Source organism: Roseisalinus antarcticus, from assembly GCF_900172355.1.
GTDB classification, from domain to species: Bacteria; Pseudomonadota; Alphaproteobacteria; order Rhodobacterales; family Rhodobacteraceae; genus Oceanicola; species Oceanicola antarcticus_A.
In genome coordinates, this window is record NZ_FWFZ01000036.1 from 1 (window position 1) to 21,354 (window position 21,354).

Here is a 21,354-nt window from a genome sequence, read left to right on the forward strand (position 1 = left end):
GCCGCGGCGAGCGGGACGTGATCACCGGGTTCCAGGTCAACGTCGACGAGGTGCTGCTGGACATGTCCCCGCGCGACATCTCGCTGACGGCGAAGGGCAGCGGAACGGAGGCGGTGATCGACGGGCACGTGATCTTCCTGCAGGGCATCGCGCCGGCGGATGTGGAGGATGATTTTCGGTTCGTATAGCGGCGGTTCAACGGATGTGTCGATAAGTGCTCGGGCAAACCGAGCCACCCCGGGCTGAGGACAGGGTGAGATACTCAGGAAATCATAGTCCGAAACAGTGAGCGTGTGGGAGTTTTCCAGAATATCGCCACGCAGAGCCTGGCCAATCTCCTATTACTTGGTTCAACTGCCTGATCCGCTCCCCTGCACATTCTGCGGTTCGACGTTTGCCCGTTCCGTGAAATCGGCTCTCGGAGCTTCGGCGTACATCGGCATCGGACAGCGGCGCCCCCAATTCCCACTGTTTTGGCCATTGCAAGTTTGCCAAGCCCTTCAACTTTGGCCGCTCTCGGTCAGCGGCCAAATCACTGTGGCATACTTGTCAGTTGCCTCAGACCCATTGCCCAATCTGGCCCCGGGGCGGAGGGCTGTCAGGTTTCGACACATCCGGATCCACTGCTGCACCCTGCGCGTCGGCGGTGAGATATCGACCTACGGTTTTTTCCTGTTCACGCGTACCGAGCCATGGCGGAGCCGCCGCTGGGACATCGCTTGGCGTCGGTGTCTGGCGCCGGCGTCGCCCCTGCTTTTTGGACGCATGGCCGGAGACCAGGGATGGTTTGGGTCACGTGATTTGACCTGCGCGTCACGGTGCGGGCTTCCGGATCGTCCAAGTGCGCGCCGGAAGCCTCGGAGTGTCGAAGCTCGGTTGTTCTGCTCGCAACTACACGCATGTTGCCGAAGCGACGATCATTGGCATTTTGAATGAGCGTGAGGCGGGAAGCGGCGCGGGCGGGCGCATCTGCGTTCGCGCCTTCTGTGTGGGTTGATCGAGGACCGAATCCGAATGGGACGAACCGGAGAATGCGAAGACGTCTGCCGGCAGCCTACCTGCCCAGCGACGTTTTCCAGGCGTAGAGGAAATCCTGTCGCTTCAGGTCGTCGAGATGGGTCAGCAGGCTGGGGGTCAGGCGGATGGGGAGAAACGTTCCGATGCGGTCGCGGATCTGTCTCTCGATCTGCGAGGCCGGGGGGCGGGTCTGGATCAGGGGCAACAAGGGTGTTCGGTCGGCGATGATGCCCTGGCCCTCCGGGGACAGTAGAAACCCGATGAACTTGGCCGCCAAGTCCGTATTCCGCGCCCCGAGCGGCACGAAGGCAGTGCGCGACATCACCAGGTTGTAGTCGTCGAAGAAATGCAGCCCGAGCTCGGGTTCCGTCTCGACCTGGGCGGCCGCATAGGAGCCGATGGCATTGAAGGCGAAGGCAAGCTCACCCCGTGCCGTCGCGTCGACCATGTCGGACGTGCAGCAGAAGGTCCGAAGCTCGGCGCGGCCCAGGACCTCGAACAGGCGCAGCACCTGCGGGCCCTGCAGGCTGTCCTGCGTCGCGTAGAGGTAGCCCACGCCCGACTCGGCGATATCGTAAGTCCCGATGCGTCCCCTGAACCGGGCCTCGTTCTCGCGCACGAAAGTGGCAAGGTCCCTGTGGCTGCCGGGAAGCTCCTCAGTCGAGATCGCTCCGGTATCGTAGACCATGACGGCGGGCTCGAATGTGAAGCCGAAGATCTCGGACCGCCAGGTCGCCCAAGGGGGGGGGGCGCGACCTCGGGCGGCAGCTGGATGCGCCGCGCCAGCCCGCGATTGACCAGATCCACCTGCAGATCCATCGCCGAAGAGACCACGACATCGGGCGGGGGCGCGTCGCCGAGGTCGAGGATGGAGTGGTAGAGAGCGATGGTCTGGAATTCCACATAGGTCACCTGGACGCCGGGCGTGCGGGCCTCGAAGGCCTCGATCAGGGGCTGCATGGCGGGGGTGTCGGTCGCGCTGTGAACGAGCAACGTCTGCGCCTGCGCTTGCTGTGCCGACGACAGCGCCCAGAGAACCAGTGTCAGCACCGCGAGGATTCGCCTGAACACCAGTGTCACATCGAGCCCGCCGAGCCGCGAGCGACCCATGTTGAGCTCGGCCCCGTGTCCGTCCGCCACGGCCTTGACGATCGAAAGGCCAAGCCCGGAGCCCATGCTCTCTGCCGAGAGGGAGGTGAAGCGCTCGGTCGCCCGCGACAGGTCCGCCTCGGCAATTCCCGGGCCGGCATCCTCGACGCTCAGGCGCAGTTCGGCCCCGGTCGCGGTCAGGGTGATGGCGATGGTGTTGTCGGGGGGGCCGTGCCGGACCACGTTCTCGATCAGGTTGCGGAGGGCTTCGCGGATCGACACGCTGTCACCGGCGATGATGTCCTCGCCGGCACCGACCGTGTCCCCGACGAAGGACAGCGAAATCTGCCGCATGCGACTGTCGCGCAGACTTTCGGCGAGGATGTCGCGGACCAGCTGCTTCAGCGCGATGGGCTCCTGGCTGGGCCGATCGGAGCGGTGGATGACCATCGCATTGGCCAGAAGCTGGTTGGTCAGGCGCACGGTGCGCGCGGCCTGCCTGTCCGCCTTCAGCAGGCGAGAGCGCATCTGCTCGGGGTCCTTGGCGTCCACGGCGAGCGACAGGTGCCCCTGCAGCGCCGACAGCGAGGTCCGGGTCTGGTGTGCGACATCGGCGATGAAGGTCTCGGTCAGGGCGCGACTTCGGCTCAGGCTCTGGATGAAGCCGTTGATGGCGTCGAACAGCCCCCGGATCTCGCGCGGCGGCGCGCCCTTGACCAGGCCGAGGTCGGAGGGCGCCCGCTGGGCGAGGTCGGAGGCAATCTCGCGCAGGGGCGACAGCGACGTCCGGATGGCCACCCAGACGAAGCCCAGCCCGATCAGCGACAGGACGGCGAGACCGGCCAGGCCCGTGGTGAAGAACGACAACTGCTGTGCGCTGCGCCATTCCACGGTCTGGCCAAGCTGGACCGCGACCCATTGCCGACCGTCCGATCCGATAAGCTGCCGCCCCTGGACCACAAAGCGGAACTCGGAGCCGTGATAGCCCATGTCGTAGAAGACCGGTGTCGCGCCGGCGACAAGGTCGGAGGGCAAGGGCAGATCCGGGGTCCCGGTGATCTCGCGTTCGCCGGGCAGGAAGATCCGGTAAAGGACACGGTCGACGGGATTGAGGGTCAGGATCTCCATCGCCGAATGAGGCAGATCCACGGTGACGCCGTCCGGCCCGACGGAGGTCCGGTCGAGGATCGACAGCGCGGCACCGGCCAGCAGCAGATCGTGCGTCCGGTTCGCCGCGTTGCGCGAATAGGTCCACAGCAGCAGCGAGATGAGGATGAGAAGCACTGCGAATCCGCCCGCCATCGTCACCAGCAGCCGGCGCTGCAACGAGCGGCCCGCAACCTCAGTCATCGTCGGACAGATAGGCCATGTAGCCCGGGCCTCGCGCCGTCTTGATCACAAGCGGCGTGCCGTCCAGCTTGCGCCGGAGGCGGGTGACGAGCTGTTCAACCGCGTTCATGCTTGGCGCTTCCTCGAAGGAATACAGCCGGCCCGCGACCTCCTCCTTGGTCAGCATCCGACCGACGTTGTCGATCATGATCTTCAGCAGCTGGATCTCACGCGCCCGCATCTGGGCGTCGCGGCCGGCGATCGTCGCCCGTTTCGTGGCCCTGTCGAAGACAAGCGTGCCGGCCGAGAAGATGTTGCTGGCATTGCCTGCCCGCCGCCATGCAAGGACACGGCACCGGGCCGACAACTCGCGGAAATCCACGGGCTTGATCATGTAGTCGTCCGCGCCCGTATCCAGCCCGATCACCCGGTCGTCGATCTGGCTGCGGGCGGTGAGGATGATGACGGGTGTGTCGTCCGAACGGCTGCGCAGCGACCGCAGGACCTCGTATCCGCTGCGCCCCGGCAGGTTCACGTCCAGCAACACGATGTCGAACTTGAAATGGCGCAAAAGCTCGTTGGCCTCGTTGCCGTCGCGCTCGCGGTCGACGGAATGACCTTCGGCCTTGAGCCGATCCATGATCGTCTCGGCCAGGTCGTCGTTGTCTTCCACCAGCAGCATTCTCATCGGATCAAATTAGCAGGCTGGCCCTGCCACGGGAAGCGAGCGTTGGGGCCGGGCCCCCCAGGTCAGCGTCCGGTCAGTTTCACGTCAGGACGTGATCAGACTGTTTCGCGATACACGGCTCATCGGGGGAGGACCCGGACAAGACTCAATTGGGAGGACTTCAATGTCATTCGCTCGCCTTGGTGTCGCCTTCGTGGCTGCCACCACCGCATTCGCCGCACCCGCTTTCGCGCAATCCCAGATCGACGATCCGGAATGCGTCGCCCCGGCCAACCCCGGCGGCGGGTTCGACCTGACCTGCCGCATCGCGCAGACCGGCCTCGAGCCGCACGTCTCCGAACCCGTCCAGGTGACCTTCATGCCCGGCGGCATCGGCGCGGTTGCCTACAACCTCTTCAACACCACCCGCACCGACGACGGCTCGGCCATCGTCGCCTTCTCGACCGGGTCGCTGCTGAACATCGTCACCGGCAAATGTGGCGACTTCACCGAGAAGGACGTCCGCTGGGTCGGCACCGCCGGCGCCGATTTCGGGGCCGTCGTCGTGCGCGAGGACAGCGAGTATCCCGATCTGGCCGGGCTCATGGCCGACTTCTCCGCCGATCCGTCGTCGGTCGTCGTGGGGGCGGGCGGCTCCGTCGGCTCGCAGGACTGGATGAAGGGCGCACTGCTTCTGCGCGAGGCGGACGCCTCGCCGATGGACATGCGCTATGTCGCCTTCGACGGCGGCGGCGACGCCATCGCGGTCCTGCTGGGCGGCTCGATCGAGGTCTACATGGGCGACGTGGGCGAAATGGTCCCGCATATCGACGCGGGCCAGATGCGCATTCTCGCCGTCATGTCGCCTGAGCGCCTGGAGGCCCCCTTCGCCGAGGTTCCGACCGCGATGGAGCAGGGCTTCGACGTGGAATGGACCATCCTGCGCGGCTTCTACATGGGCGGCGAGGTCTCGGACGAAGACTACCAGGCCTGGGTCGACGCTTCACCGCCGCCTACGAGACCGAGGAATTCGCCGCCGTCCAGCAAGAGCGGGGCCTGCTGCCGCTGAACATGGCCGGTGACGAGCTTCAAGCCTCCATCGAGGAGCGGGTGCAGAACCTGCGCGACATCGCGACCGAGGCCGGGTTGATCGGCAACTGATCCGACCGGTCCCTGCCGGCCCGCCGCCGATCGCGCGGGGGGCCGGCCCTCGTGCGACATCCACCCCAAGATTCGAGGAGGCCGTCATGGTCGACCGCATTTTTGCCGGGGTGCTTCTGATCGTGACGCTGGCCTACGCGGTCATCGCCTTCACCGCCATCAAAGCCCCCTTTCAATACGACCCGCTCGGCCCCGAAAGCTGGCCGCAGATCCTGTCCCTCGTCGCGATCGTCTGCCTGCTGGTGATCCTGTGGAAACCGGACGCCACGGAAATGGGCGTCGCCACCAGGACCTGGTTCCGCCTTGTCGCTACGGTGGTGATGCTGAAGGCCTATGCCGAGCTTTACGAGCGGATCGGCTTCATCGTCGCCACGATCCTGTTCGGCACCGTCTTCTGCGCAATGCTGGGCGCAAGCATCGCCCGGTCACTGGCCTTTGGCGTGACCGCAGGGGTGGCCGGCTTTCTGCTCTGCGCGACCCTGCTGGACCTCAACCTGCCCGAAGGCGAGCTGATCGAGCGCCTGATGGAGTCTTCCGCACAACAAGGAGCTTCATGATGGAAGCCGTCTACTTTGGCCTCGCGACCGGCTTTGGCGTCGCGCTCGATCCGTTCAACCTGTTTCTCGTGCTGGCGGGCTGTTTCGCGGGCACCCTGATCGGGGCGCTGCCCGGTCTTGGCCCGATCAACGGTGTCGCGATCCTGCTGCCTATCGCCTACGGGCTGGGCTTCGGTCCGGAATCCGCGCTGATCCTGCTGGTCGGGATCTATTATGGCGCGGAATACGGCGGGCGGATCTCGTCGATCCTGCTCAACGTTCCGGGCGACGCGGGCGCGGTGATGACCACGCTCGACGGCAACCCGATGGCCCGGGCGGGCGAGGCGGGACGCGCCCTGTCGCTTTCGGCGGTTGCGTCCTTCATCGGCGGCACCTTCGCGGTGATCCTGATGTCGCTCTTCGCGCCGCTTCTGGCGAAATTCGCGGTGACCTTCTCGCCGGCCGACTACGTGGCGCTGATGGTCTTCGCCTTCGCATCGCTGGCCTCTCTGGTGGGCAAGAGCACGGTCAAGACCCTCCTGGGGGCCACCATCGGCCTGATGCTTGCGACCATCGGCATCGACGCCAACACCGGCGTGCCGCGCTTTACCTTCGGCATTCCGGACATCCTGGCCGGCATCGACTTCCTGATCGTGGTCGTGGGCCACTTCGGCATGGCCGAACTGCTGACGCTGGTCGAGCACCAGGTCTCGGGCAAGCTGAAGTCGCTGCCGGTGGACAAGAGCTTCGTGCGCTGGGCCGACCTTGTGAAATGCAGGTGGACCATCGCGCGGTCCTCGGTCATCGGCATCCTGCCCGGCACCGGCGCTTCGGTCGCCTCGGCGGTGGCCTACGGCACCGAAAAGCGGATCTCGGACACCGACAAGACCTTCGGCAAGGGCGACATCCGCGGGCTTGCAGCGCCCGAGGCCGCCAACAATGCCGCCGCCGGGGGCGCCATGGTGCCGATGCTGACGCTGGGCATTCCCGGTTCCGGGACGACGGCGATCCTGCTCGGCGCACTGCTGATGTTCAACATCCAGGCCGGGCCGATGATGTTCACCCAGCGGCCCGAGGTGGCTTGGGGCCTGATCGCGTCGATGTATATCGGCAACGTCGCCCTTCTGGTCATCAACCTGCCGCTGGTGGGCCTCTTCGCCCGGATGCTGACGATCCCGCAGCACTACCTGACGCCGCTGATCGTGATCCTCGCCTTCATCGGGATCTACACCATCGTCGGCAACCCGTTCGACCTGCTGATGATCACCGGCCTCGGTGTCTTCGGGTGGTTCCTGCGCAAGCTGGACTTCTCGCTTGCGCCGGTCATCCTGGGCTTCGTTCTGGGCAGCCTGTTCGAGAACAATCTGCGCCGGGCGCTGTCGATCTCGGGGGGCGACTGGGGCATCCTTGTCGAGGATTACAAGAGCATCACGCTCTACCTGCTGGCCGTGCTGGTGGTGGTTGCGCCGATCTGGCTGGCCCGGCGGGCCCGCAAGATGGAAGGTGACGCAACGCTCGAAGGCTGAGGCGATGACGCGTGACATGAAAGCCTATGCGGTCACGATCGTGGCCGGCCTGGCGGGGGCGGCTCTGGCCACCCTCGCCGGCATTCCGGCAGGTGCGCTGATCGGCAGCACCGTGGCGGTGGTGGCCGTCGCGGCGACCGGCCTCCGCGTCGGTCTGCCGACCGTGATGCGCGACCTGGCCTTCGCGACCATCGGCGTGTCGCTCGGCTCCGGCATCGACGAGAGGGTCTTCGACCATCTGGAGATCTGGGCCGTCAGCCTCGCGATCCTCGTCGCCTCGCTGACGGCCACGATCTGGATGGGCCGGCTTGTCCTGACGCGTGGCTTCGGCCTCGACGCGAAGACCGCGACGCTCGCAAGCTCTCCCGGCACCATGTCCAATGCGATCGCGATCGCGGTGGACGGACATGGCGACCCGACGGCCGTCATGTTCCTGCAATTGATGCGTCTGCTGATCCTCGTCGTCTCGGTGCCGCCGCTTGCCTTGGCGCTGGGGGGATCGACGGTGGCCGCGGGCGGCGGGGTCGAGGCCATGTCCGCCGCGGTCTGCGCCGTCCTGCTGGCCCTGTCCCTCGGGCTCGGCCGGCTGGGCACGGCCGCCGGCGTGCCGGCTGCGACCCTGCTTGCGGGCATGGTCGTCAGCGCCGCGGGCCATGCGACCGGGCTGGTCCACGGTATCGCCCCGTCCTGGGGGCTCTTCGCGGCCTTCGCGACGACCGGGGCCGTCCTGAGCACGAGGATGAGCCGGGTGACGGCAAGCCAGCTGAAGCACCACCTGCTGGCGGGCTGCGCGGTCGTGGCCTCGGCCATCGTCCTGTCGCTGGGCTTCGCGCTGATCGCGCCGCTGGCGACGGGCCTGCCCTTCACCCAGATCTGGATTGCCTACGCGCCCGGCGGGGTGGAGGCGATGGCCGCCATCGGCCTGTCCCTCGGCTATGACCCGGCCTACGTCGCGGTGCACCATTTCGCGCGGATCCTGATCCTGATCCTGATCGTGCCGATTGTCCTGCGCTTCTGAGCCGGGCAGTCCGATCTGGTCGAGGCGAGCGCCCGAAACCGGGCCCTGGCCGGTCAGGGTGCGGCCGTCTCGGTGCCCTTGTCGGCTTCGTTCGAGGCAAGGTCGCGGCCCGCGGCCTCGATCGCGTTTACGATGCCGACGTAGCCGGTGCAGCGGCAGATCTGGCCGCTCAGCTCCTTGCGGATCGTATCGCGCGTCGGGGCGGAGTGCCGCCGCAGGATGTCCCGCGCCGTGACCAGCATCCCCGAAGTGCAGAACCCGCATTGCAGCGCGTGCAGCTCGTGAAACGTCTTGCTGAGCGCCGCGATGATCGGATCCTCGAGCAGCCCTTCGAGCGTCTCGACACGGGCGCCGTCGGCCATCGCGGCAAGGACGATGCAGGAGCGGACGGGCATCCCGTCGAGCAGGACGGCGCAGGCTCCGCATCCGCCATGTTCGCACCCCAGCCGGGTACCGGTCTGATCCAGACGCTCGCGCAGCATGTCGGCCAGGCTGGTCCGGTCCTCGATGGCCACGGTCGTCTCGACCCCGTTGAGCGTCACGGATATCTCGGTCATCTCCGGGCCTCCCGAATGGCTTTGAGGACTGTGGCGAGGTGGCAGCGGCGGCGCCAGGCGTCGGCATCCGGGTCGGCCTCGGCGATGTCGGCCGCCGCGGCGGTGCGCAGGGCGCTTTCGTCCGCCGTGGGCTGTCGCGACAGAAGCGCCGAAGTCTCCGCCAGCTGCCGAGGGTGCGATTCCGACGCGCCGAGGACGACCCGGGCCCGGTCCGGGGCAGGGCACGCGGCAATGGCGATGGAATCGGCGAAGGCCCCCGATTTGCGGGCATGCTTGGCGCAGCCCCAGCGGGCCCCCTCCGGCAGGCGCGGGATCTCGGCGCCGAGGATCAATTCCCCCGGCTCCAGGGCGGTGGTGTAGGGGCCGAGGTGAAAGTCGCGCACGGGGACGCGGCGCTCGGCCGTCTGGCCGGCGATCACGAGCGTGGCGTCGAGCGCCATGAGACACGGCGGCCAGTCGGCGGCCGGGTCGGACAGGGCAAGGCTGCCGCCGAGGGTGCCGCGGTTGCGGATCGCGCGATAGCCGATGCCGGCGGCGACGCGCGGCATCAACCCCTGCGAGGGGTCGGGCACCTGGCCATCCTCGATCTCGGCATGGGTCACGGCGGCGCCGAGAAAGACCGTGTCGTCGGTCTCGCGGCAGGCCCGCAGTTCCTGAAGGCGCGTGACATCGACCAGGCGGTCGAAACCGGTGATCCGCAGGGCCAGCAGCACGAGCAGCGACTGCCCCCCGGCGACTGGCGCCGTCTCGTCTCCCTCCGACAGCATGGCAAGCGCCTCGGGGAGCGTCGCGGCCCGGTGATAGGCGAAAGGTGCGGGTTTCATGAGCCGGCCCCGTCTGGTGTCGCGGCGATCGCATTGCTGACGCGGCGGGGCGTGAACGGCGTTTCGAGGAACGTGGCCCCCGCGAAGGCGTCGGACAAGGCGTTGCCGATCACCGCGGGCGGGGCGATGGCGCGGCCCTCGCCCATGCCCCGCACACCGTATTCCGTCACCGCGGCGGGTGTCATCAGGTGAGCGATGCGGATGTCGGGGATCTCGGGCGCACAGGCGACCATGTAGTCGCCGAAGGTGGTGGCCAGCGGCTGGCCGGTCTCGGGATCGTAGACCAGCTCCTCGAACAGTGCCGTGCCCAGCCCCTGCGCCACGCCGCCGAGGATCTGGCCATCCACGATCATCGGGTTGATGATCACGCCGCAGTCTTCTGCGACCACATAGTCGAGTATCTCCACCGCGCCGGTCTCGGGCTCCACCGCGATGGCTACGGCATGCGCCCCGTAGGAAAAGACACCGCTGGAGTCGGCGGGCTCGTAGGTCTCGGTCGCCTCCAGTAGGGGCGGCTCGCCGAGGGGCAGGAATTCCGGCCGGACCGTCGCCGCCCGCGCGACCTCGGCAAAGGGGATGCTCGCGTTGCCCGCGCAGAGCAGCCCGCCTTGCAGCGTGACGGTGTCGGGGCTGACCTGCAGCAGGTGGCCGGCGATCCGCCGCGCCTTGGCCGCCACCGTGCGCGCGGCCTTGGCGACGGCGCCGCCGGAGAAGACGATGCTGCGCGAGGCAAAGGTGCCGAACCCGAACGGCGAGATGCCCGTATCGCCGTGGCGCACGGTGATTTCGGCGGGATCGAGGCCCAGTTCCGTCGCCGCGATCTGCGCCAGCGTCGTCTCGAGACCCTGGCCGTGATTGAGGATGCCCACGAAGAGGTCGACCGACCCGTCGGAATGGGCCCGCAGGGTCGCGGATTCGAACCCCGGGACGACGCGGGCCTTGCGCTTGGTCCATTCGGCGGTGCCGTGGCCGCTTTGTTCGGTGTAGATCGCCACGCCGAGACCGATCCGCCGCCCGTCGGGCTCGCCCTCCTTCTGGCGCCGCCGCAGAGCTGGGACGTCGATCATCGACAGCGCCTTCTCGAGCGCTGCCGGGTAGTCGCCGCTGTCAAGCGTCATGCCGCCCTGCGTCTTGTGTGGCAGCTCTTCGGAGGTCAGCAGGTTGCGCCGGCGCACCTCGATCGGATCCTGCCCGATCTCCTGCGCGAATTCGTCCACCATCCGCTCGATCGCGAAACAGGCTCCGGGCCGGGCGACGCCGCGATAGGGACCCATGGGCGGCTTGTTGGTGGCGACCGTGAAGGTCTCGATGTCCAGCGCCTGCATCCGGTAGGGGCCCGTCAGGTTCCGGGCCGCCATGCTCGCTTCCATGAAGGCCCCGGTGGGCCACAGCGCATAGGCGCCGGCATCGACATGCAGAGAGCCGGAAATCCCGATCAGCCGGCCGTCGGTGTCCCCGCAAAGCGTCAGATCATAGATGTGTTCCCGCGCGTGCACCGAGGCCAGAAGATGTTCGTTGCGGTCCTCGATCCAGCGCAGCGGCCGTTTCAGGCGCAAGGCAAGGGCCGCGACGGCGACCTCTTCGGGGGTCAGGCGGTTCTTGCCGCCGAACCCGCCGCCGACATCGGGCGCGATCACGCGGATCTGGCTTTCCCGCAGCTCCAGAACCTGGGCAAGCCCGTGGCGCATCACGTGCGGGCCTTGCGTCGACAGGTGCACGACGAGCTCTTCGGCCCTGTTGTCCCAATAGGCCACGACGCCGCGCCCTTCGAGCGAGACCGTCGCCTGCCGGCTCATCCGCAGGCTCCTGGTCACGCGCACGGGAGCATTGGCAAGCGCATCGGTCTCTCCCGCGCGGATCGGCGCGCGGATGAAGGCGTTGTCGGGCCAGTCGTCATGCAGGCGCGGCGCATCGGGCGCGAGCGCCGCGACCGCATCGACAACGCAGCCCAGCTCTTCCAAGTCCGGGATCGTCTCTTCCGCGATGTCCTCGGCGCTGGCCCGGTCCTTGCCGATGCAGGCCGCTATGGGCTGGCCGACATAGCGCACCTTGTCGCCGGCGAGCGGCGGGTAGGGGGCCATGCGGAAGGCGTCGAGCTCGGGCCCGGCCGGCAGGTCGTTCAGCGGCCCGAGGTCCGCCAGCGCGAACACCCTGTCCTCGGCCCCTTCGGGCGCGGTGACGCCCAGCAGCCGGGCATGGGCCATGGGACTGCGCAGAAAGGCCACGTCCTGCAGGCCCGGGATCCGGATATCGGCGACGAAGCGCCCGGATGCGCGCAGGTGCCGGCTGTCTTCCTTGCGCAGGACTGAAGAGCCGATCCAGCTGCCTTTCGCGTCGCCCGCGTGGGCGTTCTGCGGCAGGTCCGTGTCGGTCGGGGACGTCATTACCACTTCACCACACGGCGTTCGGCGAATCGCATCATCTGCTCGATCACGAGCAGCGTCAGGATGAAGAGCGACAGCCAGGCCAGCAGCTTGGCCACGTCGTAGATCTGGTAGGTCGTGCGGATCTGCCAGCCCAGGCCGTTCGAGAAGCCGAAGATCTCGGCGAGAAAACCGACCTTCCAGGACAGGGTAAAGCCGATGCGTCCCGCCGCGAGCATCGAGGGGATCAGGAACGGCAGGTACATCTCGAACACCCGCTGGCGCAGGGGCGCCTTGTAGGAGGCGGCCATGCCGTCGAGCTCCTCGTCGAAATCCCTCAGGCTGTCGCGGATATAGGTTCCGACGACCGGAAGCACGACAAGGCCGATGAGCAGGATCACCGTGAAGCTCGTGCGCCCGAAGATGACCAGGAACAGGAAGATCAGGATCAGCGTGGGCGTGAACATCGCGATCTGCAGAAGCCACTTGGACAGGTCGTCGAAAGTGCGCGACAGCACCGCCGCGATCCCGTAGCTGCAGCCCATCACGAAGCCCAGGGCAAAGCCGCAGGTCGTCCGGAACAGGGTGGAGCCGAGCGGGCCGAAGGCGTCGCCGGTCCGGATCAGCTGCACCAGGTCCGCGAAGGATTCGGACGCCGGCGGCAGTGCGCGGGTGTCCATGATCAGTGCCGAAATCTCCCACCCCAGCAGGATGATGATCAGCGAGGCGATCTGGGCCGAGTATTCCTTGAACCGTTCCATCAGAAGCGAACCCCGGCGCGCTCGGCGAAGGCCTTGCGCAACTCCTTCTCGAGATCCATCACCTCGTCGGATTCGATGTGCCGCGGCCAGGGCAGGTCGACCTTGCGGCGAAAGCAGATGCTGGACGGCGCGGGGGTCAGCATGACGATGTCGGTGGCAAGCTGCGCCGCCTCGCTGATGTCATGGGTGACGAAGACCACGGTCCGGTGGACCTCTTCTGCGCGCCAGAGATCGACGAGGATCCGGCGCATCTCGGCGGCGGTTATCTCGTCGAGATGGCTGAACGGCTCGTCCATCAGAAGGATCTGCGGCTCGTTCACCCAGGCCCGGACGATGGCGGCGCGCTGCTGCATGCCCCCCGAGACCTGCGAGGGATAATGGTGCATGTATTCGCTCAGGCCCACGGCCGCGAAATAACGCTCCATCAACTCTGGCCAGCGGTCGCGCGGCTGCACGCCGAGGCCGCGCAGGCCGAATTCCGCGTTCTCCGCCAGTGTCTTCCACTTCAGCAGCCGGGGCCCCTGGAAAACATAGGCCATCTGGCGCGACAGGTCCGGGCGATCGCGCAGGTCCTCGCCGTCGATCAGGATCTCGTCGGCGCTGTTGGGCTGGAGCAGACCGTCCATGATGTTGAGCAGCGTGGACTTGCCGCAGCCGGACGGGCCGAGCAGCACCGTGAAGCTTCCCTTCTCTATCTCCAGGTCAAGTCCCTGGTAGATCTGTTTCACACCGCCCGATTGATCGGGAAACGACAGCTGCAGGTTCTTGAGCGAAACCTTGGTTTCGCCGGCGGCAGCGGTATCTTTCGTCATCTCAAGCACGTTTCAACCTCGAATTTCCGGACGGTTGCCGTTTGGACGCGGGCCGGGGCTCGGCCTCGCGCCGGATGCGGCGTTGCAATGGGGCGAAGATGCAGTAATCGACGATCATGCCAGTCGCCATGAGAAGCAGGCCCCAGGCCACGATGGGCGCCATGTAGAGGGAGTCCGACCAGTAGCCGACGAGGATCCCCACGCCGTTGGGAAGGCCGATCACCTCCGCGATCAGGACGATCCGAATGCCGTAAGCGAACGAGACGCGGGCATTCGCGACCATGTAGGGCGCGATATAAGGCAAGTAGAAATGGAACAGGCGCTGCCGCGTGCCGATCTTGTAGCTGTCGCACATCTCCAGCAGCTCTTTCGGCGTGGAGCGCACGCCCTCTGCCGTGCCCAGGAAGACGGGCGCGGCCAACAGGATCATCAGGGCCAGGATCGGCACCATCTCCTCGATGCCGAAGACGACGAGGAAGATGTAGACCCAGACCACGGACGGCACCGCCATCGCGATCCAGACGGGGTAGGAGAAGAAGTCGAAGACCCACTTCTTGCGGCCGGCGAGGACGCCGAGAAGCGTCGCCGCCACAAACCCCCCGCCCCACGCGATGGTCAGACGCCAGAGCGTCGCCGCCGCATGGGTGTAGGGCTCACCGATGGGGCCCTCGTTCTTGAAGATCCGGACCAGTTCCGTGAACACACCCTGCGGTGTCGGATAAATCCTGGGCTGGACCAGAATGTAGGTCGTGGCCGCCCACCAGACCAGAACTGCGGCCGCAACGGGAAGCGCGTTCAGCAAGAGCGATTTCGGCGTTACGGACCAGTTCATTATTTTCTCCTGGTTTGGGTGGCCAACGACACTGTTACTGCGCGGCCGGCAGCGCGTCGGGCGACAGGAAGATCTCTTCCACGGTCGGCACCGTCTCGAGTGTGCCGCCGGCAACCACCAGCTCGCGGATCGCGGTCATCCACTCGGTCGTGTAGGAATCCGAGGAGAGGTACCACTTTCCTTCGTCGATCAGGCCCAGAACGGTCGAGGTGGTCTCGGGCTCCGAGAGCCAGCCGGCCGCTTCGGCAAGCGAGGCGTACTCACCGCCCTGCTGGAAGGCGGAGGGGTTCTCGCTGATCCACTGAACAGCAGCATCAAGCCCCGCGATCACGTTGGCCGCGGCCTCGCCATTCTCGGCCAGCCAGTCGCTGGTTGCGACCGATCCGGTGATCACGAGGGGCTGGCCCGTGTTCTCCTGCATCGCTTCGGTGAAGCTGAAGATCGTCTCGAACTGCGGAAGCGAACGCGCTGCCGCCGAGCTGCCCGAGAACAGCAGGGCGCCGTCAAGCTCGCCGCGCTCCACCAGTGCCAGCAGGGCGCCCGAGCTGGCGGTCACGACGTCGAAATACGCGTCGGGATCCTCAATGCCGTAGTAGGCGTTCATGAAGGCGATGAAGGTGGCCCATGTGCCGGTCCCGTAGCCCGGGATGCCGAGGCGCTTGCCCTCGAGGTCGGTGATCGTCTGATACATCTCGGCATCTTCGGTGCGCACGACCACGCCGTTGTACATGTTCAGCGCCGCGGCGGTCGAAAAGTACTTAAGGTCAGACCCTTCGGCGATGAAGCTGGTGGTTTCGACCGGCGACAGCCAACCGATCTCGGTCTCGCCGGCGATCAGCAGCGCCTGGACCTGCTCGTAGCCGACCTGCGACACTTCGACGGGCTGATCCCCGAACAGGCCGCGATCGGCGGCGACGAAGACGGGCACGGCGCTCGCGTCGACCGTCATGCGCACGGTGTCCTGGGCCTGGGCCTGGCCACCGATCGTGAGGGCAAGCGCAGTCGCGAACACTGTCGCGATCGGTGCGTGGCTAAGAATACTTTAGGTCTTCATGTCAGCTCTCCTTGCGATGAGGCCGATCAGGTCCCCACCCTGATCGACGACGTCATTTTTCTGAGTATCGCCAGCACTGAAAGCGCCGTGATACGTCCGGTCTTGGGGTTTGCGGTCGGGACGTTCTCGATGGTCATGTCGAGCCGGGCAGAGTCTGACTCGACGACGATGCTGTGCCGGTTGCGCGTGCTTTCCGGGTCGGCCCAGATCTCTACCATCGTGCGATCGGGGCCGATTCCGGCAAGCGACAGGGCTGCGGCGACGTTCAGATTGGCCGGAAAACCGGCCGCCGCTTCGCGCGCACTGCCCTCGAAGATCCTGGTCTCTGTCTTGAAAGACTCCAGGTCGAGGCCCTTTTCGACAACATAGGGCGCGCCGAGCAGCCCGCGCACGGGTTTGCGCGTGACCATCCGAACGGAGGTGATTTCGCCTTCCGCCGCGGCGGTCACCGCGTCGAGCCCCAGCAGGGCGCCGGTCGGCACGACGATGCGGCCGCCGGTCTCGCGGGCCCGGGCGACGAGCATGTCGTAATGATCGAGCAATGCACTGACAGACAGCACGATGGCGGATTTTCCGGCAGTCAGAAAAGGATCGAGCGCCTGCGGCAGGAGCGCGGCAGGTGCGCATTCGATCAGCACATCGGCCAGCGGCTCCAGCTCTTCCAGTGTCACAACCGGGACGTCGCGGAGACTTTCCGGAAGGCGGCGGGCCGCGGCATCGCGGTCACGGGCGGATACGGCGGCAAGCTCCACGCCCTCGACCGCGCCGGCGGCGAGGGCCTCGGCGATCTGCTGGCCGATCGCGCCAAAGCCCGCGAGGGCCACGCGCAGGGGAGGGGCCTCACCGGTCACGGGCGCTTTCCTTGGGTCTTTTCCTGACTGAACAAAAGCTTTCAGACCTCTCATGCACTCTGCGTCTCACGGGACGCATGTTTCTGTCGGGCAGGGCCGATTCGAATTAACGTTCCATCGTCCGAAGTGGCTTTCGGCCAAGACCTGCTGCCTCGACCCGGTGGCCAGATGGGCTCTGTCGCTGCTGGATGGGGACCAGCTGCCGCGCCTCATCAGATATCATATCTTGCCACAATTCGCATTCATCCCTGCGATTTTGCCTTGCGAAATTGCCCGCCCGGGCCCGGATGGGCCGAAGTCAGGCACCGGCATCTGCTTCCCCTCGACGCTAGCCATGCTGATTAGTGACCACAAATTGAATATTTGTGCCAATTAATAACCCCTGACGATTAATGGTCGCGTGCGCCGGTTCGGGGAGTTGTGAATTCCCCGTCTGGCCTCGGCCCCCGCGCGATCGGCGTCCAAAGCCTCGGGGGCGGCCGGGCGCTGCCGCCGATCCACGTCTGGCGCGGATCGGACGGCCTCCTTCCGGACCTGTGCGCTCAGGTGCTCGGGGCGCTGTCGTCGGCGACGTGGAGGGTCTGGGTGGTGCCGTCCTTGCGCTCGCCGAAAAAGACGGTCTGGTGCGGGAACGGGATCTCTATGCCGCGCTCGTCGAAGGTGCGCTTGACGATCTCGTTGTAGGCCCGGCCGACGCCCCATTGCTTGCCCGGCAACGTCTTGATCCGGGCGCGCAGCACGACCTCGCTGGCGCCGAAGCTGTTCAGGCCGAACCACTCGAACGCGCCCAAGACATGCGGGCTTTGTTCAGGATCTGCCATGAGCTCGTCGAAGGCATCGAACATGGCCTGCTTCGCCTCGGTCGTGTCCTCGCGGTAGGCGACGCCCATGTCGGCGACGAAGAAGCCGTAATCCCGGGTGAAGTTCGACACCATGTCGACCGACGAGAACGGGATGATGTGGAAGACGCCGTTCAGATCGCGCAGCGACACCGACCGCACGGTCAGCTTTTCCACCACGCCGGTCGTGCCGGCCACCGTGATCACGTCGCCCACGTTCACCGCGTTCTCGAACTGGATGAAGACGCCGGTGATGATGTCCTGCACCATCTTCTGCGCCCCGAACCCGATGGCCAGGCCGAGGACACCGGCGGAGGCCAGGAGCGGTCCGATGTTCAGCCCGATCTCCGACAGGCAGATCATCAGCGTGAGCACGGCCAGCACGATGGTGGCCGCGTTGCGCAAAAGCGTCAGCAAGGTCTGCTCTCTCGCGGTCGGCACCTTTCCGAAATCCGGGTTCAGCCGGTAGTCGACCCAGGATGTCAGCGCGAGGAACACGGCCAGGTTGATCGCCAGAATCAGCAGCACGCTCGCCGTCGCCCCCGAGACCTGCAGGCCCGCCTCGCTGCGGATCCACTCGGCCACCGGCACGAGGCCCAGCACGTCCAGGGCGAACAACGTCAGCGCCGCGACGATTGCAAGCCGCGCCGCGATCAGGGCGGCGGGCACGAGCCCGTTGAGCCGCCGCTCCAGCAGGGGCAGGCGGCTCGTGACGTGCGCGGGCAGGGTCACGCCATGCGCGATGGCGCGGGATATGGCCGACGAGATCACCGAGGCGACCACCAGCGCCAGCGCGATCTGCACCGAGGCGAAGACCGCAGCATAAAGCGCATCCGCCGGGCGCGTGAGCACGATCAGAAGCATCGTGCCGAGGTAGGCGAACGCAAGCCAGTGCCAGCTTTGAGCGAGGGTCTGCAGCCCGGGGGACGGACGCCGCCGCGGGGCGGCCATCGCCGGCGGGGCGCCGTCTTCGCCGGGCATGGGCACCGGCCCCGGCGGCGCGACCAGACCCATCAGCCAGGCAGAGACCGGCCGCCGTTTCCGGATCACCAGCAGCACGAGGTAGATCAGCGCCACCAGCAGGATCAGCGCCGACGCGGCGCGCCCCGCGAGGAACGAGGCATTGGCATTGATGACCGGCACGACCAGCAATTGGCCATATCCCAGCAGGCTGATGACCAGGTTGCTGCTGCGATAGAGCCCGCGGGCGGCCTCATCCGTCAGCGGCACCGGCCGCAGGCCCGCCGACGACGGGGCGAGAACCGCGCGGAACGCCACCTTGATCAGTTCCACGATCAGGAAGGCGTTGAGGTAGAGGGTCTGGCGGATGCCGATATCGCCGAAGTCCCCCAGCGCCAGGATCGCAATCGCATAGCCGATGCCCCAGGTCATCATCACGATCAGGATGTCGAACCCGACAGAGCCCGAGAACAACAGAACCGTCCGGACAAAGGCGGAATCCGAAGCGCGATCGCCCATGCGCCGGAAGATCGGGACCATGAGCCGCCGCAATATCACGAAGACCGCCACCGTGATCGCGATCACCACGAGCAATTCCCGCAGCGCCTCGACCAGCACGCCAAGCTCCTCCTGTCCGAGGCTGGTGAACATCTGCGGGCTTCGCGCGAGGCCGCGCCAGGTCCGCTGCAGCCAGTCCGCGCCGTTCTCCGCGGCGCTCTCCGTTAGCAACGCCAGGCGTCGACCGAAGGAGACCTCTGCGATTTGCTCCTCGGCGGCGGGCTCGGCCTGGCTCAAGGTGTCCGGTGAGGCGCGTTCCAGCTCCGCGATCAGGGCGGTCCGCGCCGCGTCGTCCCGCAGTATGTCCAGAAGCCGCTCTGTCTGGCTTTGCGCGGCGGGCTCGGCCGGTGCGGTGGCATCCTGCGCAAAGCCCGCCGTGGCGGCCAGCAGGAAGAGCGCGATCGCGAGCGCACGCGCGATCGCGCGGCAAAAGGGGGCGTAGGTCCGGCCGGTCTGTTGGGTCATGCCTTCTTTCGGCTTTCCGATGCCGGCAGCCCGGCCGGGTGTGTCCCGGCCGACTCCGGCGCCGATTGTGTTAATCGGTGCGGAGCCTAGACCGACAGGCTCGATTGTAAACACGCGCATCGGGCCAGTCACGCCGGGGTGATGGCAGCCGCAAAGCAGAAGCTGCGCCGCGCCCCCTGCCGGCGAGAGGATCCCGTCCGCCTATTCGGACGCCCTCCGAGGTCCCGTCTTGCGCCAGACGCTGTTGTCCCGACCCCGAAACAGCGACTCGGCCCCCTTTTGCGCCACTCCCGCAGGGAAGAATCGAGCCGTGGATCGAGGAAAGGGGCTCCGATGCCTGCGATGGTCGCAATAAAATATATTTGAAAAACATATATTTAAGGGAATACCTGCCCGAGTCAAATTTAGTTTGTTGACTACACTATCTATTAGTGTCATTACTACACCATCGAAACGACGCAGACATCACCAACACAAACCCAACACGAAACCCGGAGATACCAAATGTTCAAGACCACTCTCACCGCCGCCGCCTTCACCGTGATCGCCACCCTGTCCAACGCCGCGGCCCCCGCCGCCAGCCTTGCTCCCGAGGTCGCCGCCCAGGCGCCCACCATCGAGACCGTCACGGGCGCCGAGCAAGTCAATTACTACTGCGAATGGGTCACCCTCTACGACGCCTGGGGCAACTGGGTCACCGTCTGGCAGTGCTACTGAGCCGCGCACCGGCGGCGCCCCCCCCTTTCGCAGCGGGCGCCGCCAGACACCAACTTTCACCCTTCGATCACCAGCAATACCCACCCTCTCGGACAAACAGGAGAACACCATGTTCAAGACCACTCTCACCGCCGCCGCCTTCACCGTGATCGCCACCCTGTCCAACGCCGCGGCCCCCGCTGCCAGCCTTGCCCCCGAAGTCGCCGCCCAGGCGCCCACCGTCGAGACCGTCACGGGCGCCGAGCAAGTCAATTACTACTGCGAATGGGTCACCCTCTACGACGCCTGGGGCAACTGGGTCACCGTCTGGCAGTGCTACTGAGCCGCGCACCGGCGGCGCCCCCCCCTTTCGCAGCGGGCGCCGCCAGACACCAACTTTCACCCTTCGATCACCAGCAATACCCACCCTCTCGGACAAACAGGAGAACACCATGTTCAAGACCACTCTCACCGCCGCCGCCTTCACCGTGATCGCCACCCTGTCCAACGCCGCGGCCCCCGCTGCCAGCCTTGCCCCCGAAGTCGCCGCCCAGGCGCCCACCGTCGAGACCGTCACGGGCGCCGAGCAGGTCAATTACTACTGCGAATGGGTCACCCTCTACGACGCCTGGGGCAACTGGGTCACCGTCTGGCAGTGCTACTGAGCCGCGCACCAACCCCCATTCAAGCCTCCCGAGAATCCTGTCACGCTTTCGCGGACAGGATTTTCGGCACCTCAAGGACAGGGACAGGCAAGATGAGCTATACATATGAGTTTCCGCGGCCGAGCGTGACGACGGATATCCTGGTGTTCTCGATCCGTGACGGCCGCCTCCAGGTGCTGCTGATCGAACGGAAGGTCGACCCCTTCCAGGGGGCCTGGGCCATCCCCGGCGGCTTCGTCCAGATGGAGGAGGACCTGCGCAGCGGCGCCCTGCGGGAGCTCGAGGAGGAGACCGGGCTCTCCGACATCCCGCTCCGGCAGCTTCGCGCCTACGGTGCGCCCGACAGGGACCCCCGGGGGCGCGTGATCACGATCGCCTTCATCGCGCTGGTTCAATCGGGTGATCTGATCGCGAAGGGCGGCAGCGATGCACTGGACGCGCGGTGGTTCGCGGTCGATGAGCTTCCGCCGCTTGCTTTCGACCACGCTCAGATCCTGGCCGACGGCCGCGCCCAGCTGGCCCGGGACGTGACGGCCTCGATCCATGACAGCGGCCTCGTCGCCTTCGACTTTCTACCCGAGAAGTTCACCTTGTCGGAAGCGCAGAAGGTCTTCGAGACCCTGCGCGGCGAAGACATGGACAAGCGCAACTTCAGGAAATGGCTGACCAACGAATGGTCCATCGAGGATACCGGTGAAAAGTCCACTGGCGGGCGCCATCGCCCGGCCGCCCTGTTTCGATTGAAGCCGGAGTGAGGGTGAGGGCTCATCCCGC

The 21,354-nt window shown here is 66.4% G+C and carries 20 protein-coding genes and 1 pseudogene; 9 read left to right on the forward strand and 12 right to left on the reverse strand.

Annotation, left to right across the window (positions count from 1 at the left end):
- On the forward strand, positions 1 to 188 hold a 188-nt coding region (locus ROA7023_RS24565; RefSeq protein WP_159458605.1), incomplete at its 5' end, for a hypothetical protein.
- Between the two features lie 866 nt (positions 189 to 1,054).
- Here ROA7023_RS24565 and ROA7023_RS25325 read toward each other — a convergent pair.
- The 3 genes and pseudogenes from ROA7023_RS25325 to ROA7023_RS19635 all read right to left on the reverse strand — a co-directional run bounded on the left by ROA7023_RS25325 (position 1,055) and on the right by ROA7023_RS19635 (position 4,117).
- Positions 1,055 to 1,705 (reverse strand): ABC transporter substrate-binding protein, encoded by a 651-nt coding sequence (locus ROA7023_RS25325; RefSeq protein ID WP_234992352.1) that lies wholly within the window; start codon positions 1,703 to 1,705, stop codon positions 1,055 to 1,057.
- A 437-nt stretch (positions 1,706 to 2,142) separates the two neighbouring features.
- A pseudogene (locus ROA7023_RS25330) lies at positions 2,143 to 3,456 on the reverse strand (sensor histidine kinase); the annotation flags it as partial.
- A complete protein-coding gene (locus tag ROA7023_RS19635) occupies positions 3,449 to 4,117 on the reverse strand; it encodes a response regulator transcription factor (RefSeq protein ID WP_234992353.1) in 669 nt (222 codons plus the stop codon). The gene ROA7023_RS19635 and the pseudogene ROA7023_RS25330, both read right to left, overlap by 8 nt.
- 169 nt (positions 4,118 to 4,286) lie before the next feature.
- On the opposite strand from ROA7023_RS19635, the gene ROA7023_RS19640 reads away from it, so the two are divergent.
- The 4 genes from ROA7023_RS19640 to ROA7023_RS19655 all read left to right on the forward strand — a co-directional run bounded on the left by ROA7023_RS19640 (position 4,287) and on the right by ROA7023_RS19655 (position 8,343).
- Positions 4,287 to 5,171: a tripartite tricarboxylate transporter substrate-binding protein gene (locus tag ROA7023_RS19640; protein ID WP_234992354.1), complete on the forward strand. Its 885-nt coding sequence runs from the start codon at positions 4,287 to 4,289 to the stop codon at positions 5,169 to 5,171.
- Positions 5,172 to 5,349: 178 nt separating this feature from the next.
- Complete coding sequence (locus ROA7023_RS19645; RefSeq protein WP_085880701.1) at positions 5,350 to 5,820, forward strand: tripartite tricarboxylate transporter TctB family protein; 471 nt, start codon at positions 5,350 to 5,352, stop codon at positions 5,818 to 5,820.
- Positions 5,820 to 7,325 carry a tripartite tricarboxylate transporter permease gene (locus ROA7023_RS19650; RefSeq protein WP_085880702.1) on the forward strand — a complete coding sequence of 502 codons (1,506 nt, stop codon included), beginning with the start codon at positions 5,820 to 5,822 and terminating at the stop codon, positions 7,323 to 7,325. Before ROA7023_RS19645 ends, ROA7023_RS19650 begins: the two co-directional genes overlap by 1 nt.
- Positions 7,326 to 7,329: 4 nt before the next feature.
- Positions 7,330 to 8,343, forward strand: a complete 1,014-nt coding sequence (locus ROA7023_RS19655; RefSeq protein ID WP_085880703.1) for an AbrB family transcriptional regulator — start codon at positions 7,330 to 7,332, stop codon at positions 8,341 to 8,343.
- 53 nt (positions 8,344 to 8,396) lie between these two features.
- Here the strand turns inward: ROA7023_RS19655 and ROA7023_RS19660 are convergent, their stop codons facing one another.
- The 9 genes from ROA7023_RS19660 to ROA7023_RS19700 form a co-directional block, all read right to left on the reverse strand.
- Entirely contained in the window at positions 8,397 to 8,900 is a 504-nt protein-coding gene (locus tag ROA7023_RS19660; RefSeq protein ID WP_085880704.1) for a (2Fe-2S)-binding protein, read from the reverse strand.
- Positions 8,897 to 9,724 carry an FAD binding domain-containing protein gene (locus ROA7023_RS19665; RefSeq protein WP_085880705.1) on the reverse strand — a complete coding sequence of 276 codons (828 nt, stop codon included), beginning with the start codon at positions 9,722 to 9,724 and terminating at the stop codon, positions 8,897 to 8,899. The genes ROA7023_RS19660 and ROA7023_RS19665 overlap by 4 nt, the downstream gene beginning before the upstream one ends.
- On the reverse strand, positions 9,721 to 12,108 hold the full coding sequence (locus tag ROA7023_RS19670) for a xanthine dehydrogenase family protein molybdopterin-binding subunit (RefSeq protein WP_085880706.1): 2,388 nt from the start codon (positions 12,106 to 12,108) through the stop codon (positions 9,721 to 9,723). The genes ROA7023_RS19665 and ROA7023_RS19670 overlap by 4 nt, the downstream gene beginning before the upstream one ends.
- Positions 12,108 to 12,848, reverse strand: a complete 741-nt coding sequence (locus tag ROA7023_RS19675) for an ABC transporter permease (RefSeq protein ID WP_085880707.1) — start codon at positions 12,846 to 12,848, stop codon at positions 12,108 to 12,110. Before ROA7023_RS19675 ends, ROA7023_RS19670 begins: the two co-directional genes overlap by 1 nt.
- Positions 12,848 to 13,660: an ABC transporter ATP-binding protein gene (locus ROA7023_RS19680; RefSeq protein ID WP_085880708.1), complete on the reverse strand. Its 813-nt coding sequence runs from the start codon at positions 13,658 to 13,660 to the stop codon at positions 12,848 to 12,850. Before ROA7023_RS19680 ends, ROA7023_RS19675 begins: the two co-directional genes overlap by 1 nt.
- 1 nt (position 13,661) lies before the next feature.
- Positions 13,662 to 14,492: an ABC transporter permease gene (locus tag ROA7023_RS19685; protein ID WP_085880709.1), complete on the reverse strand. Its 831-nt coding sequence runs from the start codon at positions 14,490 to 14,492 to the stop codon at positions 13,662 to 13,664.
- A gap of 34 nt (positions 14,493 to 14,526) precedes the next feature.
- Positions 14,527 to 15,504: an ABC transporter substrate-binding protein gene (locus tag ROA7023_RS19690; protein ID WP_085880710.1), complete on the reverse strand. Its 978-nt coding sequence runs from the start codon at positions 15,502 to 15,504 to the stop codon at positions 14,527 to 14,529.
- A gap of 68 nt (positions 15,505 to 15,572) precedes the next feature.
- On the reverse strand, positions 15,573 to 16,397 hold the full coding sequence (locus ROA7023_RS19695; RefSeq protein ID WP_234992356.1) for an aspartate dehydrogenase: 825 nt from the start codon (positions 16,395 to 16,397) through the stop codon (positions 15,573 to 15,575).
- A 542-nt stretch (positions 16,398 to 16,939) separates the two neighbouring features.
- A complete protein-coding gene (locus tag ROA7023_RS19700; RefSeq protein ID WP_143535672.1) occupies positions 16,940 to 19,219 on the reverse strand; it encodes a mechanosensitive ion channel domain-containing protein in 2,280 nt (759 codons plus the stop codon).
- A gap of 504 nt (positions 19,220 to 19,723) precedes the next feature.
- Here ROA7023_RS19700 and ROA7023_RS19705 point away from each other — a divergent pair.
- The 4 genes from ROA7023_RS19705 (at position 19,724) to ROA7023_RS19720 (ending at position 21,335) form a co-directional block, all read left to right on the forward strand.
- Positions 19,724 to 19,936, forward strand: coding sequence for a hypothetical protein (locus ROA7023_RS19705; RefSeq protein WP_085880712.1), 213 nt, complete (start codon positions 19,724 to 19,726; stop codon positions 19,934 to 19,936).
- Between the two features lie 109 nt (positions 19,937 to 20,045).
- Positions 20,046 to 20,258, forward strand: a complete 213-nt coding sequence (locus tag ROA7023_RS19710; protein WP_085880713.1) for a hypothetical protein — start codon at positions 20,046 to 20,048, stop codon at positions 20,256 to 20,258.
- A 109-nt stretch (positions 20,259 to 20,367) separates the two neighbouring features.
- Complete coding sequence (locus tag ROA7023_RS19715; RefSeq protein ID WP_085880713.1) at positions 20,368 to 20,580, forward strand: hypothetical protein; 213 nt, start codon at positions 20,368 to 20,370, stop codon at positions 20,578 to 20,580.
- Positions 20,581 to 20,672: 92 nt separating this feature from the next.
- The gene (locus tag ROA7023_RS19720) at positions 20,673 to 21,335 is read left to right on the forward strand and encodes an NUDIX hydrolase (RefSeq protein ID WP_085880714.1); all 663 of its coding nucleotides are present in this window, start codon (positions 20,673 to 20,675) and stop codon (positions 21,333 to 21,335) included.
- Positions 21,336 to 21,354: the final 19 nt, after the last annotated feature.

Coding starts and splice junctions, on each gene's coding strand:
- ROA7023_RS19715 (WP_085880713.1), top strand. CDS start 20,368: ATGTTCAAGACCACTCTCACCGCCGCCGCCTTCACCGTGATCGCCACC.
- ROA7023_RS25325 (WP_234992352.1), bottom strand. CDS start 1,705: ATGGTCTACGATACCGGAGCGATCTCGACTGAGGAGCTTCCCGGCAGC.
- ROA7023_RS19675 (WP_085880707.1), bottom strand. CDS start 12,848: ATGGAACGGTTCAAGGAATACTCGGCCCAGATCGCCTCGCTGATCATC.
- ROA7023_RS19665 (WP_085880705.1), bottom strand. CDS start 9,724: ATGAAACCCGCACCTTTCGCCTATCACCGGGCCGCGACGCTCCCCGAG.
- ROA7023_RS19720 (WP_085880714.1), top strand. CDS start 20,673: ATGAGCTATACATATGAGTTTCCGCGGCCGAGCGTGACGACGGATATC.
- ROA7023_RS19670 (WP_085880706.1), bottom strand. CDS start 12,108: ATGACGTCCCCGACCGACACGGACCTGCCGCAGAACGCCCACGCGGGC.
- ROA7023_RS19660 (WP_085880704.1), bottom strand. CDS start 8,900: ATGACCGAGATATCCGTGACGCTCAACGGGGTCGAGACGACCGTGGCC.
- ROA7023_RS19640 (WP_234992354.1), top strand. CDS start 4,287: ATGTCATTCGCTCGCCTTGGTGTCGCCTTCGTGGCTGCCACCACCGCA.
- ROA7023_RS19655 (WP_085880703.1), top strand. CDS start 7,330: ATGACGCGTGACATGAAAGCCTATGCGGTCACGATCGTGGCCGGCCTG.
- ROA7023_RS19680 (WP_085880708.1), bottom strand. CDS start 13,660: ATGACGAAAGATACCGCTGCCGCCGGCGAAACCAAGGTTTCGCTCAAG.
- ROA7023_RS19710 (WP_085880713.1), top strand. CDS start 20,046: ATGTTCAAGACCACTCTCACCGCCGCCGCCTTCACCGTGATCGCCACC.
- ROA7023_RS19650 (WP_085880702.1), top strand. CDS start 5,820: ATGGAAGCCGTCTACTTTGGCCTCGCGACCGGCTTTGGCGTCGCGCTC.
- ROA7023_RS19700 (WP_143535672.1), bottom strand. CDS start 19,219: ATGACCCAACAGACCGGCCGGACCTACGCCCCCTTTTGCCGCGCGATC.
- ROA7023_RS19685 (WP_085880709.1), bottom strand. CDS start 14,492: ATGAACTGGTCCGTAACGCCGAAATCGCTCTTGCTGAACGCGCTTCCC.
- ROA7023_RS19645 (WP_085880701.1), top strand. CDS start 5,350: ATGGTCGACCGCATTTTTGCCGGGGTGCTTCTGATCGTGACGCTGGCC.
- ROA7023_RS19705 (WP_085880712.1), top strand. CDS start 19,724: ATGTTCAAGACCACTCTCACCGCCGCCGCCTTCACCGTGATCGCCACC.
- ROA7023_RS19635 (WP_234992353.1), bottom strand. CDS start 4,117: ATGCTGCTGGTGGAAGACAACGACGACCTGGCCGAGACGATCATGGAT.